This window comes from Vibrio hepatarius, assembly GCF_043642085.1.
Taxonomy (GTDB): Bacteria; Pseudomonadota; Gammaproteobacteria; order Enterobacterales; family Vibrionaceae; genus Vibrio; species Vibrio hepatarius_C.
On record NZ_JBHZSA010000002.1, the window covers coordinates 116129 to 132763 of the forward strand.

Consider the following 16635-nt stretch of genomic DNA (forward strand, 5'->3'; position numbering starts at 1 on the left):
AACTACAATAATAACTCGATTCAGGCTAGGGCTATGTTTCCAAGGGTACTACTAAAAGATATTCTCTCGGCTAGAAACCATCGCTTTCTGGCTAATGCGCTATTTCAGTATTTAGATGAACTACTGGAACCACAGAATATTGGTGTCTTTCTAGAACCGAAAAGCGGCACTGAACTAAACTTTTTGTTTAGTCATGGCAACCCTGCTTCACTATTAAATTACCCGAATACTTTCTGGACTTGGGTTTCGCAATTTGATTCTTCAGATGGTCTTATCCCTTTAGTGCTAAATACTTGTAAGTGGAATTATTCGGAGATTATGGCCGAAGACAGTTATGTGTTTATGCTTGATAATCACCCCAAAAGACGCGCTTATTTGGTGATAGAGAATGCGTCTGCGGAAAAGATAAGTGAGCTAAATCAGCTAAATCAATTGGATGCCTTGCAGATTATTGCTTCTCGTTGGCAGTGTGTTCGTGCCGAGACCGAAGCAGCGAAAGAGTTTAAGCAGCGAGACATCAAAGAAGCTAAGTACCTCGATGTGATCAAGCAGCGCGAGTTGTTTATTGACAACATGAAACTTGTCCAAGAAGTATCGGCGGAGATCGCCAATCCAAAAAACCTTGATGAATTGTATCGCATGGCGGTAGAGGTCATCCGTGAAAAGCTTGGATTTGACCGTGCAGTTTTCATGCTGCTTGATATTAAAAAGCGTTGCTTTAGCGGTACATACGGTACTGATGAGCAGGGCAACACAGTCAGTGAGCATCATACCCAATACGACCTTCATCAACTAGAAGAAACCTACATTGATGCGTTGTTTGAAGGTAAAGCGAATCTGATAGTTGTCGAAGAAGCGCCTTTGTATACGGCAGGGAGTGTTATCGGCCAGGGTTGGAACGGTATGCTGGTTTTGCGTGATGGCGATGAGATCATCGGCTGGATAGCCATGGATAACTATATCCACCGCACGCCTATCACTTCATATCAACGCCAAATGCTTGAATCATTTGGAACCTTGTTGTCACAGATCTATATCCGTAAGCGCCAAGAGCAGAACGTGCGTATGCTACATGCAAGCATGGTTGAGTTATCTCGTTGCATGACCATTAGTGAAGTGTGTAAGTCTGCTGTGACGTTTGCGATTAATCGTTTAGGTATTGACCGTTTTGCCGTTTTCCTCACGGATGAATCTTGTACTTATATGCAAGGGACTTGGGGGACCGACATTCAGGGTAATGTAGTCGATGAGTCCTACTATCGTTCTGAAACCATTAATCGCTCCATTGTTAATGCTGCGCGCGCCAACCCCAACGAAGTGGTGTTTGAAGAGTCCGTACCGATTTACCATGATTTCAATATTGTCGGCTTTGGCTGGACAGCTATGACCATGTTGGTTAGTAACAGTGGCGAACCGATAGCCTTCATTGCGGCAGATAACTTAATTAAACGCTCACCTTTGACTCACCAACTGCGTGAAGTGATCCGTATGTTTGCGTCAAACCTAACTGAAGTCCTGCTTAGAACGCGAGCGCAAGAGGCGATTCATGAGCTGAACAATAACCTTGAGAAAGAGGTGAAGACCAGAACACGAGAGCTGCAAAATGCCAATGAACAGCTTGAAACTATGTCAAAGCTCGATCCTCTGACACGTTTAGGTAACAGGAGAATGCTCGAAGCGTTGTTAGAAGATATCTGCCGTAACACGAATTCGGGCTCTCAATGCTATGGGCTGATTATTGTCGATATTGACTACTTCGGCCTCTACAACAACCAGTATGGACATATGCAGGGTGACATTGCCTTGATGCGAGTCGGTAGCATATTGCAACAGCACACTAAGTCGGATAGTGAAGTCTTTTGTCGTATCGGTGGAGAAGAGTTTGCTTTGTTGATAACCACTCAAAATGCAGAGAGAGTCGAACAGTTAGCAGAGAGTATCCGCCGTAGCATTGAGCTTGAATCCATTCCTCATGAACAGAGCTCGGTGAAAGAGACGCTGACGGTGTCTGTTGGGTATTCGGTTATGGAGCTGAAGCAAAGCGAATTTAGCTTCGACAAACTGTATAGCGCGGCTGACCAATCTCTCTATCAAGCGAAAGATAACGGACGTAACAGCGTGGTTGGTTCGACGCTGATGTTGGTTAACGCCTAATAAAAAAGCCTTGAGATGAAACATCGCAAGGCTTTTACTGTTTATCGTTTAAAGAGGAGGTAAGGGCTCTTTAGCCGTTTTTGTTGAACCTTGGCTCTTGTTTGCTTTCTTAATCAGCTTGATAAGCTTTGCCGCCTTCCAATGGTTACCTTCACTGCCATATTGGCTCTGGTTCATGGCCGTTTGTTCTGCGCGAACTTCTAACACCAAGTTTGGGTCCATTCCTATATTGCTGTCTAACCAATGTTTGATTAGATAGTTGGCTTTGACTTTGTCATCTTGCTTCAGCGCAGTTAGGATCTGTTCGACTTCACTCGTTGTGGATGCAGAGGTGACTTTTGTCGTTTTACGGCTACGCGAGAGAATTAACATGACCAGAGTCGCTAGCCATAACAGCGCAAACAGTGCGGTTAGGTATGGCCATATTCCTCGCTCATACACTGTCACCGTTTCAGGCTTACTGATGTTAGCGGCTGGTGTGGCTAAAGGCTCATTACTTAACCCGCTGCCAGCTGCGATCTGGATATCTAACCCTGGCAAAGTCGCTGTCTTAGTGACACTGTTGCTTGTGTCCCACCAGTTAAGCGATACATCACTCAGGTGAACCTCTCCTTGCTGCTGAGCAATCAACACCTGTTTGACTGTCATCCTTGTTTTACCATTGCCTAAATCTTGAAACTGAGGCTTCTCTTGGTAAACGCGAATGCTCGCAGGGTAGTTCACTTTCAAATTAGGGATATGTTCAGAGGCAAGCCCTTCGACATCTAGGGTAATTTCGCGAGTAAGAGACTCTCCTACGGCGGTTTGATAGCTATCTGTCGAAATGGTGTTACCTGTAGAGTCACCCCAGTGTTGAGTCAAACTTAGGCTTGCTGCAGGTAGCCACTCACCTTGATATTGGCTTGGAATTGGAGATACATGAATTTTGAATTGTTTCGCTGGTGTATTAGCCGAGACTAGCTTAGTAGTACCGCTACGGTTATCGCCATAAACGACGCTACCTTTAAAGCCAATGCCGTTAAGGGTGTAATCGCCTGCTTGATTGGCCGTAACACGGTAGTTTTGGTCAACCACAGTGACTTCAACGCCATCTAACACACTTTGGTACTGATTGGGCTCACCCAAAGCTTCAAGAGATAGCCCAGACTGAGTGTCGCCGATAATCGCAGGTGGCAGGATATTCGGGTTTTGCAGTCGGCGCGGGTCGGCTTTCACGATCAAACGCGTGGTAAGTGTAGCGCTCTCTTTCGGGTAAAGCTCAGATTTGCTCAGTGCACTTTGCAGTTCGACCAAATCGGAAACTTTAGGTTGGTCGGTATCGGCAGAGACTTGAATTGTAATCGGCTGTGATGAGGCGCCATCTACGGTAAATGCAGGGATCGACGTTAGGCCTAATCGTTGAGCCGCTAATGAAATATTCCATTCACTACGCGTCGTACGGTCACCATTGATGATGTTAATCGATGAGCCAAAGCTTGGTCTACCGACATAAAAGTCTTGGTTTAGCGCTGAAAAATCAATGGCATCCGATGAGACTTTTTTGTCCACCACGACTCTGAGTTGGAATACTTCGTTCTTAACGACTTTATTCTTGCTCACCGTCACCTGAATGTTAGTCGCGAAGGCAGCAGGACTGATTAAGACAAACAGTAGTGCGCATAGGCTGGCGAAAAAGAGTTTAGCTTGTTTCTTCATTACCATTTTTTACCTGTATCTTGTGGTGGTTGTTTTTGCTGGGCTTGCAAGATCATTTGCGCTCGTAGTAATCGACTCGGGTCGCGGGCGTTTTCTACTTGCTGCAGCTTTCTTAGTTCAGGGTCGATAGCCTGTTGGTTATCTTGTTGCTGCGCTGACTGCATCTGTTGCTGGGAATCGCTCTCTTCTTTTTGCTCATTGCTCGATTCTTGCTTGGTATTTGTGCTTGCTTGTTCATCAGACTGAGATTGTTGATCTTTCGGTTGTTGATTTTCTTCAGGCTGCGGCTGATTTTTCTGCTCGCTTTGAGAGGATTTGTTTTCTTGGGACGGACTTGACTCTTGCTCTGAGCTCTTATCATTTTGAGAGTCCTGAGAGTCCTGAGAGTCTTGAGACTTGTTATCGTTTTGCTCTTGATTAGACTCGTCTTGCTGTTGCTGTTGCTGTTGCTGTTGCTGTTGCTGTTGCTGTTGCTGTTGCTGTTGCTGTTGCTGTTGCTGTTGCTGTTGGGCTTGTTTCACCACGTCCAAGTTGTGCTTTGCATCTTGATGCTGCGGGTCTTGTTTGAGGATCTCTTGGTAGATCTCCGCCGCTTCATCCAACTGACCATTTTGGGCATAGGCATTGGCTAAGTTGTATCGACCATCAAGGCTTTGTTCATTTTTAAGCGTTTCAATCGCATCTGAGTAGTTCTGATTTTGATACTGAGAAATCCCTTTCCATTGCTGGTCAGTAAACTGCTCGGCAGCATCTGCGAACTTGCCTTGATCAAACATCTGCTTTGCTTGCTGATCGTTATTTATCCAAGGACTAGCCATGGCTGGTTTAGGACTAATTAATGGCAGCCCTAGCAACAACACACTCAAAAACAACCCGCGTCTGAATAGCAGTAAGGCGGGAATGATCAATAAAGGCAGTAACCAAAAACCTTGATTGACTCGCTCTGCGATCTTCTGTCCGCTGTTTTGTTCATTGGTACTATCTAGGTGAGAAGTAATTTGCGTAATTCGTTCCACGTCGCTGTTGGTGACTTGGACTGGGATAAAATCACCATTCAAGGCTGCTGTAAGCGCACGCATGTTATCGAAGTTAGATTTCGCGACCACTGGCTGACCATTTGCGTGGGTCATTAAGGTACCGTCATTGAGTTGGATCGGCGCACCTGAACGGGTGCCCACTCCTAAAATAGACAGTCGCCAGTCAGTACCATTTAGCTGTTTCTCAATCGCTGAGCGCTCCGTATCGTCGATATCATCTGTGATTAACACGATATCTCCAGTCGCAAGACCAGTATTGGTCATCATATTGATAGCCAGCTCAATCCCTTTACTTGCGTCTGCTCCAGGGTAGGGCATGAGTTCAGGGGAGAGATTGGGCAACAAATTGGTAATGGTTTGGCTGTCGCTTGTCATTGGGCTAATTTGGTAGGCATCACCCGCGTAAGCAACCAGTCCCGTCGAACCTTCTTTCCAGTTAGCCAGTAAATCAATTGCTTTGTAACGGGCTTGGGTTAGGCGATTAGGCTTAATGTCGTTGGCGTACATCGACATCGACATATCCATCACCAGTACTCTTGCACTGCTGTTGGCATAACTTGGCAGCTCTTGGGTTTTAAAGCTTGGTCCGGCAAGTGCAACAATCGCAATCAAGCCACTTAATGCCATGACTGACAGCCAGCCTGAGTGACTTTTTTTGGCTTGTACTCCCATCACTTTCGCGAGGTGTGGGGCGATCAAGGTGTGTGAACTCGCCCGTTTTGATAGCCAGATAATAAAGGCGAACCAAGGCAAGCTGGCAATTAACCAGTAAGGGGAGAGGAAAACAAAATCAGACATAATTCCTCCGGACAATCAGTAATAAAGAAAAACACAGCAGCGAAAGAGTAAGCGGCAGTGGGAACCATTCGGTTTGAGGTCTCGACGTTTGCGTTGCTTGGCTAATTGGCTCTAGGCTGTTGATGGTGTCGTAGATGGTTGCCAACTCATCTGCGTTGCGAGCTCGGAAGTATTGCCCGCCGGTGAGTTCGGCAATCTGCTGCAGAGTCTTTTCATCAAGATCTTTGGCGGTGTTGACTTTGCGAGTCATGAAAAACTCTTTGACCATCATTTCACCCGCGCCAACGCCGATGGTGTAAATCGTCGCATTGTATTTTTTAGCAATTTTGGCGGCTTCCAGTGGCTCCAAAACGCCAGAGGTATTGCTACCGTCACTGAGCAGCACCATCACTCTTTGGGGAGCTTCACTATCAACAAAGGTTTTTGTCGCCAGGCCTATACCTTCACCTATGGCGGTTTTATCACCAATAAGGCGTAGTACTAGAGAGTTGACCTGGTCAGCGATGGTTTGTCGATCTAGGGTTAATGGCGTTTGTAGATAAGCGTGGTCGGCAAACAGGACGAGGCCTAAGCGATCGCCTTCACGCTGCTGAACGAAATCACTGACGACGTTTTTTACCGCAGAGAGTCGATCGATATATTGATCGCCGTCTTGCATATCTTCTTGGCTCATTGAATAGGAGAGATCGAGCACTAACATTAAGTCGCGGTGTTTAGGTTGAGTTGTCACCGGATCGCCATACCAAACCGGGCGCGCGAGTGCGGCGACGAGAGCAATCCAAGTGATAGCAACCAGCACTCGTGCTAGCGTGTTGGTTGGTGCAACTGCCGCACCTGATTCAGGTAAGTATGGAAGGCGGACAGGAGCGGTTTGTTTTAAGGGTGGAGCGAAGTAGTAAACGAGCAAAGGCAGTGGAAGTAATAGCCACATCCACCACCACACGAAGCTGATATTAGCCACGAGAAACTTTTCCTTTTTTGGGAGGCAGAGCCTGCTCAACCCATTCATTACAATGTTGAATAAGTTGCTCTGCATTTGGTACTGCCTGATTAGTGTATAGCGCTTGCTGCCACAGGTCGTAGTTGTCGCTAAAGCGAGGAGTCGCTAGTTGGCTATCAAGAAATGAATACCACTCTTTACCTGTGAGCTGAGCAATTTGCTCTCTTGGGAAATAGCACAGCGCCGCTTGTCTCACGAGTTCAATGGCTTCAGAAGGTCGGTTGCCATTCGCAAGTAAGCGTAGTGCGGTTCGTTTTGGAGCCAAGCGCTTTTTGCGCCAGCGAAGGAACATACAGATGATAAGGATAGTCAGCAAAACACTCGCAATCACTGCCCACCAACCCCAAGAGAGTGGTAACCATGACGGAGGCTCAGGTAGGTGCATTGGGTTTAGGGGAAGCGGAGATGTTTGAGTTTCATTACTCATGTTTATAATCCGTGTAACTGTTGAGTAAGAGCTTGCTCACTAGAGAGTGAAGAAAAGCTGATGCCCATCTTTTGAGTGAGTTGTATTAGGTGCTGTTGCTGCTCTGAGAACGCGCGCTCAATACCTTGGCGTGTTTTGTGTGACGAAAAGTCTAACCAACGAGTATCATTTTGATTTGAGACTTGTTCTGTACCACGAAAACGGGTTTGCCCACGTTCTAGAGGATCGCTGATTTGCACCATACGAACGCGATTATGTTGGCAAAGGCGGCTGAGTTTAGGCTCATGTTGGGTCGTTAGGCGAGAAAAATCACTCAATAAAATGATCTCGCTCCCTTTTGGACATAAACGCGCCAGAGCTTGAAGCGCATGGCTAATATCTTGGTCGTTACGAGATGGCTGGTTAATCAAGCTTTGGTGACAAGTGACTAGCGTCTGTAATAGTGCCAGAGCCCCGCGATTTCTCGCCGTTGGCTTCAACTCAATCAACTCGTTTCCCGTATCAATCACTGCTCCAATACGATCTTGTTGCGTGACGCTTAACCAAGCAATTAAGCTCGCCATATGGGCCATTTGTACAGACTTCAATAGTAACTGAGAGCCAAACGCCATGCTGGATGAAAAGTCGAGGTAAAGTACAACGGGCTTTTCGCGCTCTTCGGAAAATAGCTTGGTATGGGGCTTACCCGTGCGAGCCGTGACACGCCAATCAATCGCTCGAATATCGTCACCGGGTTGGTATTGGCGCACTTCGCTAAAATCCATCCCGCGACCCAACTGACGACTTTGGTGCTGGCCAAGCATTTGTGACCACAGACTCTTTGCTGGTGGCATCCATTTGATGCACTGCTGTTTGTAGTAGAGCAACTCGTCTAAGCACAGGTTGACACCATCACTATATGGCGGCAGCTTTTGTTCCATATCATTTAACCCTAAGCACTACCGACTAGAGAAAGAAGCTTGTTGATGACTTGATTAGGATGAACACCTTCAGCCTGCGCTTGGTAGCTCAGCAGTAAGCGGTGTCTAAGTACAGGAAACGCCATAGCTTGAACATCTTCGGGTGAGACAAAGTCGCGTCCATTTAGCCATGCGTGGGCACGGGCACAGCGGTCAAGTGCGATAGTGGCACGAGGGCTCACTCCCATTTCTAGCCATTGCGCGAGTGTGTCGTCATAGTTGCTAGGATTACGAGTCGCGATGATAAGTCGAATGATGTATTGCTCGATAGTGTCAGCCATGTGGACATTGAGCACAGACTGGCGCGCAGCAAAAATATCGGCTTGAGTCAGGGTTGGTGGCGTCGGGGCCTTGTCGCCTTTTGCTTCACCACGGTTAAGGCGCAAAATCTCAAGTTCACTTTGTGCGTCTGGGTAGTTTACATCAAGGTGAATTAAGAAGCGGTCCAATTGCGCTTCTGGCAGAGGATAGGTCCCTTCTTGTTCAATCGGGTTTTGCGTAGCCATCACTAAGAAGAGATCAGGTAGTGCATAAGTATTGCGACCTGCGGTGATCTGCTTTTCTGCCATGGCTTCGAGCATCGCTGCTTGAACTTTAGCCGGTGCACGGTTGATTTCATCGGCTAGTACCAATGAATTGAAAATAGGTCCAGATTGGAAGGTGAATTCGCCTGTTTCCGGACGGAATATATCAGTACCGGTTAAGTCTGCTGGCAATAAGTCAGGGGTAAATTGAATACGGTGAAAGTCGCCTTCAATGCAATCAGCCAATGATTTTACGGCACGTGTTTTAGCAAGCCCTGGGGGGCCTTCAACCAAAATGTGGCCATCGGCAAGTAGTGCGATGAGCAATTGGTTCACCAGTTCGCTCTGGCCAATAACTTGGCTGTTTAAATATTCGCGTAGGTGTTTTAGAGCGTCAGAATTCATGATCGTGTGTCTCCCTATTTTTCACTTAGTATCTGGTGAACGAAAAAAGTTCCACGTTTGAAGTGAGCGGTTAACTGGTTGATGGAAAAATCAACAGTTATTCGATGGGGGCTGTTGATAAATTCCATAGATTCAATTGTTTATGAATTGCGACCCAAAAATCAAGCACGAAATTTACCGCTAAGAGAAATCTTACTTTTCAGTTAATCAATTAGTCAGTGAACTATTTAGTAAAGAAATGTTTGTTTTGTCCGATATAATATATTGGCTGGAAGGTCTATCAAAAGGACGGCACAACTCTTATGTGTCACTGACCACTTATTACCCTTTACGAATCCTAATGCTTGGAAAGGCAGAAGACATGAAACTAACTTCAATTAGCATAAAACAAAAGGTCGTTGCAGGTATCACCTTTGCGGTACTGGCTTCCACGATTATTGTCGGTGTGATGGCTCAACGACAGGCGCGAGCGGTATTAGAACACCGTCTCATTGATATCGAGCTTCCACTGATGCTGGAGCAAATTAATAGCCAAATCGACCGCGATGTTAGCCAACTTTTATCGGCGGCTCACCAGCTTGCCAACAACGAATTTATTAAACAAGCGGTAGACACAACAGACATTGATTCTGAGACAGAACGCCTGCTTATCAAGCAACTTAACAACGTTCGTAGTCAATATCAGCTAAATGACGCGTCAGTAGCTAATCGCGATACAGCATACTACTGGAACCAGAACGGCTTTTTACGTCAACTGAATCAACAGCAAGACGGTTGGTTCTTTGGTTTTACTCAATCAGGTAAAGATACCTCAGTGAGTATTTTCCAAGAAGCCAATGGTGACGTGAAAATGTTCACTAACTACCAACAGCTGAATGGTCACACGATGGCTGGTTTGTCGAAATCGATGGACGATATGGTTTCATTGCTGAACAGTTTCCGTATTCAAGACACCGGTTTTGTATTCCTAGCAGACGCTAACGGTGATATCCAAATTCACCGCGAATCGAACAAAGCGAAATCGACACTATCGAATTTATACGGTTCGGATTCGTCACAGCTGCTTGGGAAATCGGGCTTTAACCTAATCCAAGCCGACTATGAAGGGAAACAAGTATTTGTCGCAAGTACTTATATTCCGACGATGGACTGGTTTGTGGTTGGTGTAGTACCTGTTGATGAAGTCTTTGCTGATCTCAATGCCGTAGCTAAACAGATGATGGTGACGACAGTTGTGGTAGCTGCCCTGTTTATTTTCATGGGGATCTTCTTAGCGAATAGTATCGCTCGTCCAATTCGTGCTATTTCAGCTCGCTTTGCTGACTTAGGTAAAGGTGATGGCGATTTATCTCAGCGCATTGAAGTTAAAGGTAATGATGAGATTGGTCAGCTATCAGAAGGCTTTAATGGTTTTATTGAAAAGATTCATCAATCAATGAAGGAAGTGGCAGAAACAAGTAGTGCGCTTCAGTCAGCGGCTGACGGTGTTTCAAATAAAGCCCATATTACCCATGACAACAGTCAGGCTCAACGTGATCAAACCATCCAAGTGGTGACCGCGATTAACCAAATGGGTGCAACCATCAGTGAAATCGCAAGCAATGCAGCGACGGCGGCAGAAACGGCGTCAGAAGCATCGAGCAACACCCAAATGGGACAAGACGTTGTGAACAAAGCCAAAGATGCGATTAGTCGTTTGGCGGCGGACATTGAGAGCACGGGTCAGGTTGTTGGACAGCTAGCATCAACCACGCAAGATATTGGTTCTATTCTGGGGGTTATACGTGATATTTCAGAGCAGACTAACTTGCTGGCGCTCAACGCGGCGATTGAAGCAGCGCGTGCGGGTGAGCAAGGGCGTGGTTTTGCTGTGGTAGCCGACGAGGTACGTAATCTAGCAAGTCGTACCGCGGATTCGACTGAAGAGATCCAGAAGATGATCAACCAGCTGCAAAGCGACGCTAAAGATGCGGTAACCGCAATGGAAGCAGGTAAGGCGGTAACGGGCGAGGGTGTGTCTGCGTCTGATGAGGCGGTGCAAGTACTGATCAGCATTTCTGAGCGTATTCACGACATTTCAGACAGAAACACTCAAGTTGCTACTGCAACGGAAGAGCAGTCGACCGTGGTACATACCATTAATCAAAACATTGAAGAGATCAATGCGGTCAACGAAGTCACGACAGGTACAGCGGAAGAGCTTGCAGAAGCAAGTGCAGAGCTTAAGGAACTGTCGGTACGTCTAGACAGAATGGTAGGCAGCTTTAAGCTGTAGTGACTGGAATAACTGAGGCTAAATCGGTAAACTTAGCCTCAGTTATTATTTTAAAGGTAAGTGGGATCATGAGTGATTTCGAGAAAGAACTAGAGCAAATGTCTCAAGAGATGGGTGATGAGCCAGAAGTAGCACTGCCATCTTTAGAAGAGCAGCAAGCTATCGCAGCTGAGCTTAAAAAGCTAGAAGCGGAAGGTAAGCTGACACCGGAAGTTCTAGAGCAGTATTTTGGTCAGTTCTACGCGAAGACAGACGCACCAATTCACTAATGCTCGATATGAATTTTAAAAAGCCGCCTTGTGCGGCTTTTTTACTTTTATCTCTTTAACTAAGCGCTTGAGCAGCTTACCACTTGATTGAAATCGAGAGTTAGGTCATTCTGACGGCCATTTTGTAAACTTGATGCCTTACTATGTTTATTCTTTTTCGACTACTAAAGCTTGCGGTTATCTGTGTGGTGTTTTTCACTATTTATGATTTGATTGCGTTTGGTGAAATAACCTGGGTTAGTCGACTTTTTGCTCAGTTTTAACTAACTGGATGGGAAAAGTTTGCTCTCGGGACTAGAGATAACTCTTTGTAAAGACTAGGCTAATAATATCAACCTAATTACATAGAGACAGATAATGGAACAGAAGCTCTATTACTGGCTACACCGAGTTTATATGTGGTGCTTAAAGGTCGCCGCTAAAGTATTACCTATCTCTAAGCCAACACTTTTTCTTGGTAAAGAAGCGCTTAAGCAGCTTTGCCATAGTGTGTCCATTATGGACATCAATAAAGTCTTAATAGTGACAGATAGTGGCCTTGTGAAGCTTAGATTAGCTAAAAAGCTAATTTTTGAGTTTGAACGTGTAGGGGTTCACTGCGAAATCTATGATGGAGTCGAGCCGGACCCAACATATCGCCATGTAGAAGATGGTTTATCTCTTTACCGCCAGCACAGGTGCCAAGCGGTCGTCGCCTTGGGGGGAGGATCCTCAATTGATTGTGCTAAAGTGATTGCGGCGTGTGCTACCAATGATAAGCCCGTTCGACGCTTGGTTGGCTTGCTCAAAGTGTGGAAAGCACCGGCACCGATTTTTGTTATCCCTACTACTGCAGGGACTGGCTCTGAAGTGACGGTGGCCGCTGTTGTTTCGGACCCTGCTACTCACCAGAAAACACCGATAATTGATCCTAAGCTTGTTCCGATTGCCGCGGCATTGGACCCGAGTTTGATGTTAGCGTTACCAGCTCATATCACGGCTCAGACAGGTATGGATGCGCTAACCCATGCCATAGAAGCTTATCTGTCAGATAATGCGACACCAGAAACGGATCGTTACGCGTTAGCCGCCTTTAGCCTCATTGATGATAATTTAGAGAAGGCCGTCAAGTTTGGTCAAAACGCGACCGCTCGGCAAAATATGGCTTTGGCTTCATACTACGCTGGTCTTGCCTTTACCAAAGCTAGCCTTGGCTACGTTCATGCTATTGCGCATACCTTGGGGGCGAAATATGGAACGCCGCATGGATTGGCGAATGCTGTGGTGTTGCCTCATGTTTTAGAGTTTTCAAAGTCTGAGACGAAAGGAAGAATGGCGAAATTGGCCGATACATTAAAACTAACGGATAGTCATGTTTCAGACTCTATCAAAGCTCAGGCTTTTATCGATTACATTAAACGGCTACAGAAAAATCTCGATTTACCGTCTTATTTTGACCATATTCTGCAAGAGCATATTACTGAACTCGCCAAGCAGTCGCTACATGAAGCAAGGTGGAATTACCCAGTGCCGAAATATATGCAGCAAGAAGAATGTGAGCGGTTACTGTTAGCGGTATCGATAGACAAATAAAAAGCCCTTAAGCGGAGACTTAAGGGCTGATTTATTACTTGTGGAAGAGGCTTACTTCACTTTCCATGCGATCGTTTCGCCCGCGCGAATTGGCACAACAATGTCGTTGCCAAATGGCATGCTTTCAGCAACAGGCCATTCTTCTTTCACTAGCGTTACTGTATCTGCGTTGCGCGGTACACCGTAAAAATCAGGGCCATTGTGGCTTGCGAACCCTTCTAGGTTTTCTAGTTTACCTTCTTGGTCGAATACTTCCGCGTATAACTCTAGCGCTGCGTGTGCAGTGTACGAACCCGCACAGCCACAAGCGGCTTCTTTCATGCCTTTAGCATGTGGAGCAGAGTCAGTGCCTAAGAAGAACTTCTTGCTGCCGCTTGTTGCCGCTTCGATTAGCGCAGTTTGGTGGGTGTTGCGCTTCAAAATTGGCAAGCAGTAGAAGTGAGGCTTAATGCCGCCAACTAGCATGTGGTTGCGGTTGTATAGTAGGTGATGCGCAGTAATTGTTGCTGCTACGTTCTCGTTAGCGTTCTTCACAAAGTTAGCTGCATCGGCAGTCGTGATGTGCTCAAGAACAATCTTAAGGTTCGGGAAGTCATTCACGATTGGCGCTAACACTGTGTCTAAGAACTGTTTCTCACGGTCGAAGATATCGACATCGTGGTGAGTCACTTCACCGTGTACCAATAGCAACATACCCACTTCTTGCATTGCTTCAAGAACGTGATAGATGTTCTTTGCCGATGTTACGCCTGAATCAGAGTTGGTTGTTGCGCCCGCTGGGTATAGCTTAGCGGCTACTGCGGCACCAGACTCTTTTGCTTTACGAATTTCTTCTGGAGTGGTGTTGTCTGTTAGGTATAACGCCATTAGCGGTTCGAATTGCTCGCTTGGCTTTTCTGCCATGATGCGCTCGCGGTAAGCAAGAGCCATTTCAGTGTTAGTTACAGGTGGGATGGTATTTGGCATGATTAGCGCGCGACCGTTGTAGCGGCTAATGTCTCGCACGGTATCCTTTAGCACTTCGCCATCGCGTAGGTGAACGTGCCAGTCGTCAGGACGTGTGATCGTAAGTGTTGTCATTTTTGCTCCCACCATATTTTAGGTTGTCTGATTGGAGCCTAAACGCAGCGAAAACTGTGAAAGCAAACGCTTACGCTTAGGCGACAGGATGATAGAGCAATCTGCTCAGTATTTCATCCTCTTTTTCAATGGGAGACTTTAGTTGCCTAAATTATAGGCAATCTTTCACTTACTTTAGTGTCAACCAAAGTGCGTGAATTGATCCTGGTAGGAAGAAGAAGAAAGTCAAAATAAGGTTTATAACAAAGTCTTTGTTTAAACCTTTATCGATAAATACTGCTAATGGTGGAAGAAAGATACATAGCAGGATCATTACTAATTTATTCATATGAACTCCTTTGTGTTAGTTCCCTAATTACAACGATTTTGTGATGTCCATTATCTAGAGCTCGCATCGAAAGTCCAACGCGATAACGTCTAAAGCTTTGATGTTTGCGGAATTCTGACAAATGTCATGTTTCTGAGATAGAACCCTGACATTTACAATACGTTGTTTCAAATTCAAGTCAAGACAGCGTAATGCAGTTGGGTATAATAACTGCACAATAAACCTAGCTTAGGATAAGCAATGTCAGCTCCAGTTCTTTCTCAAATCAACGTGTTTCCTGTTAAATCTGTCGGCGGCCTTTCTGTTTCTACTTCTTGGGTAGAAAAGCAGGGATTGATGTTTGATCGACGTTTTATGCTAGCGCTTTCTGACGGCTCAATGGTCACCGCGAGAAAGTATCCGCAGATGGTAAAGGTGAAGTCTTGCTTAACTCAGGATGGTCTGATTTTTACTGCACAAGGACATTCAGCACTAAGAATTCGTTACAGCGAGTTCAAAATGCAAGAAGCCCCAGCTCAGGTTTGGAAAGATAACTTTGTTGCCTATACCACCACGGATGAAGCGGATGATTGGTTTAGCCAAGTGCTAGGTCAGCGAGTTGAATTATTGTTTACTGGTGAGCAATCAAACCGCGTGCGTGAAAAACTAGGGCACAACGTCAGTTTTGCGGATGGTTACCCAGTGTTAGTGATCAGCGAAGCCTCGCTATCAGAGCTTAACCGTCGTAGCCCAGAAAAACATTCAATGGAGCAGTTTCGAACTAACCTAGTGGTGTCTGGTACTAAGCCGTTTGAAGAAGATAGCTGGAAACGAATTCGAATCGGCGAAGTGGAATTTGAAGCCGTTAAGCCGTGCGAGCGCTGTATTTTGACGACAGTAGACGTCGAGAAAGGGGCGTTTCGTGGTAGTAAAGAGCCACTCAATACTCTATCTCAGTTCCGCGCCAATGAACGTGGCGGTGTCTTCTTTGGTCAAAACCTTGTTGCCCTTAATGAAGGGGTGATTAATCAACACGATACGGTAGAAGTCCTAGAGTACAAAGATAAAGAGTTTTATCCAGATAACGGCAAGAAAACACTAATCATGACTTGCGTTGAGCGTGAAGAAATAGCGCGTGATTTCGTGACGTTCTGGTTGGAGCCTCCTCATGGAGAGCTACCGGTTTATCAGCCGGGTCAACATTTACCAATTACAGTCCCTATCGATTATGAATCTGTGGGGCGCCGCTACACCTTATCTTCGAGCCCTTCACGCCCAGGCCGTTTAGCCATTTCCGTTAAGAGAATTGATGGTGGCCGAGTGTCGAATTGGTTAATCGATAATCTGAATATTGGTGACGAGCTTGTTTGCGAAGAGCCTGATGGCAGTTTTCATTTAGGTGACAAGCATGACCAGCCGTTATTACTGCTGTCAGCTGGCAGCGGCGTCACTCCTATGCTATCGATGCTGCGTTACTTAGCGGATCATTATCAGATGGATGACGTTGTGTTCTACCATCAGTGTCGAAGTGTTGAAGATATTCCGTGTAAAGATGAGCTTGATTCACTGCGTAGCCAATATCCAGGGCTAACGGTACTTATCTCATTGTCACAAGCACCTGCAGATTGGTTCGGCTTAAAAGGGCGTTTAACGCTATCGCACTTGAAACAAATTAAAGATGTTGAGCAGCGTCAGGTGTTTGTTTGCGGCCCAGATGGGTTTATGCAAAAAGCGAAAAATTTATTACTGAAGAAAGGCTTGCCAGAAGAGCACTATCACCAAGAAGCGTTTGGCGTGAGTCAAGTTTCAGCTCAACCACTGAAAGAGCTGACTTTGAGTGTTAATGGCCATGTGTTTGTTGGCGACAATCAAAAAACGCTTTTAGAGCAGGCTGAAGATGCTGGAGCACCAATCGCCAATAGTTGCCGTGCTGGCTTATGTGGAGCCTGTAAGGTGACGGTAGAGTCAGGCAAGGTGCACCAACCGGATGTACCAGCGCTGCAAGATCATGAACGAAATATGGGTATTGTTCTCGCGTGCTGCAGTACACCTGAAACCGATGTTGAAGTTATTAGCTAAATATTAAACATCACCAAATAAAAAAGCCCACCGAGTGGGCTTTTTTGATCTACA

General features: G+C 46.0%; 13 protein-coding genes. 5 read left to right on the forward strand and 8 right to left on the reverse strand.

Translation table 11 applies throughout. The features are described from left to right. The first annotated feature begins 33 nt into the window (after positions 1–33). Positions 34–2154 (forward strand): sensor domain-containing diguanylate cyclase, encoded by a 2121-nt coding sequence (locus ACHUFZ_RS03690; RefSeq protein WP_394125937.1) that lies wholly within the window; start codon positions 34–36, stop codon positions 2152–2154. A 48-nt stretch (positions 2155–2202) separates the two neighbouring features. On the opposite strand, the gene ACHUFZ_RS03695 is transcribed toward ACHUFZ_RS03690, so the two are convergent. Genes ACHUFZ_RS03695 through ACHUFZ_RS03720 form a run of 6 tightly spaced genes read right to left on the reverse strand, consistent with a single transcriptional unit; the run spans position 2203 to position 8999 of the window. Next, positions 2203–3849, reverse strand: coding sequence for a BatD family protein (locus tag ACHUFZ_RS03695; protein ID WP_394125938.1), 1647 nt, complete (start codon positions 3847–3849; stop codon positions 2203–2205). After that, positions 3849–5684: a vWA domain-containing protein gene (locus tag ACHUFZ_RS03700; protein ID WP_394125939.1), complete on the reverse strand. Its 1836-nt coding sequence runs from the start codon at positions 5682–5684 to the stop codon at positions 3849–3851. Before ACHUFZ_RS03700 ends, ACHUFZ_RS03695 begins: the two co-directional genes overlap by 1 nt. Beyond that, positions 5677–6645 carry a vWA domain-containing protein gene (locus ACHUFZ_RS03705; protein WP_394125940.1) on the reverse strand — a complete coding sequence of 323 codons (969 nt, stop codon included), beginning with the start codon at positions 6643–6645 and terminating at the stop codon, positions 5677–5679. The genes ACHUFZ_RS03700 and ACHUFZ_RS03705 overlap by 8 nt, the downstream gene beginning before the upstream one ends. After that, positions 6638–7111 carry a DUF4381 domain-containing protein gene (locus ACHUFZ_RS03710; RefSeq protein WP_394125941.1) on the reverse strand — a complete coding sequence of 158 codons (474 nt, stop codon included), beginning with the start codon at positions 7109–7111 and terminating at the stop codon, positions 6638–6640. The genes ACHUFZ_RS03705 and ACHUFZ_RS03710 overlap by 8 nt, the downstream gene beginning before the upstream one ends. 2 nt (positions 7112–7113) lie before the next feature. Then, positions 7114–8031, reverse strand: a complete 918-nt coding sequence (locus ACHUFZ_RS03715; RefSeq protein WP_394125942.1) for a DUF58 domain-containing protein — start codon at positions 8029–8031, stop codon at positions 7114–7116. 11 nt (positions 8032–8042) lie between these two features. Next, entirely contained in the window at positions 8043–8999 is a 957-nt protein-coding gene (locus tag ACHUFZ_RS03720) for an AAA family ATPase (protein ID WP_394125943.1), read from the reverse strand. Between the two features lie 361 nt (positions 9000–9360). Between ACHUFZ_RS03720 and ACHUFZ_RS03725 the strand changes: the two genes are divergently transcribed. The 3 genes from ACHUFZ_RS03725 to ACHUFZ_RS03735 all read left to right on the forward strand — a co-directional run bounded on the left by ACHUFZ_RS03725 (position 9361) and on the right by ACHUFZ_RS03735 (position 13115). After that, positions 9361–11274: a methyl-accepting chemotaxis protein gene (locus ACHUFZ_RS03725; RefSeq protein WP_394125944.1), complete on the forward strand. Its 1914-nt coding sequence runs from the start codon at positions 9361–9363 to the stop codon at positions 11272–11274. A 68-nt stretch (positions 11275–11342) separates the two neighbouring features. Further along, a complete protein-coding gene (locus ACHUFZ_RS03730) occupies positions 11343–11543 on the forward strand; it encodes a restriction endonuclease subunit S (protein ID WP_394125945.1) in 201 nt (66 codons plus the stop codon). Positions 11544–11900: 357 nt separating this feature from the next. Beyond that, positions 11901–13115: an iron-containing alcohol dehydrogenase gene (locus ACHUFZ_RS03735; protein WP_394125946.1), complete on the forward strand. Its 1215-nt coding sequence runs from the start codon at positions 11901–11903 to the stop codon at positions 13113–13115. A 51-nt stretch (positions 13116–13166) separates the two neighbouring features. Here the strand turns inward: ACHUFZ_RS03735 and pyrC are convergent, their stop codons facing one another. Together pyrC and ACHUFZ_RS03745 are read right to left on the reverse strand one after the other, a co-directional pair. After that, positions 13167–14195 carry a dihydroorotase gene (gene pyrC / locus ACHUFZ_RS03740; protein WP_394125947.1) on the reverse strand — a complete coding sequence of 343 codons (1029 nt, stop codon included), beginning with the start codon at positions 14193–14195 and terminating at the stop codon, positions 13167–13169. Positions 14196–14364: 169 nt separating this feature from the next. Next, positions 14365–14523: a YqaE/Pmp3 family membrane protein gene (locus ACHUFZ_RS03745; protein WP_004411392.1), complete on the reverse strand. Its 159-nt coding sequence runs from the start codon at positions 14521–14523 to the stop codon at positions 14365–14367. A 240-nt stretch (positions 14524–14763) separates the two neighbouring features. Here ACHUFZ_RS03745 and ACHUFZ_RS03750 point away from each other — a divergent pair, with 240 nt between their 5' ends. Further along, entirely contained in the window at positions 14764–16581 is a 1818-nt protein-coding gene (locus ACHUFZ_RS03750; protein ID WP_394125948.1) for an MOSC N-terminal beta barrel domain-containing protein, read from the forward strand. Positions 16582–16635 lie beyond the last annotated feature (54 nt).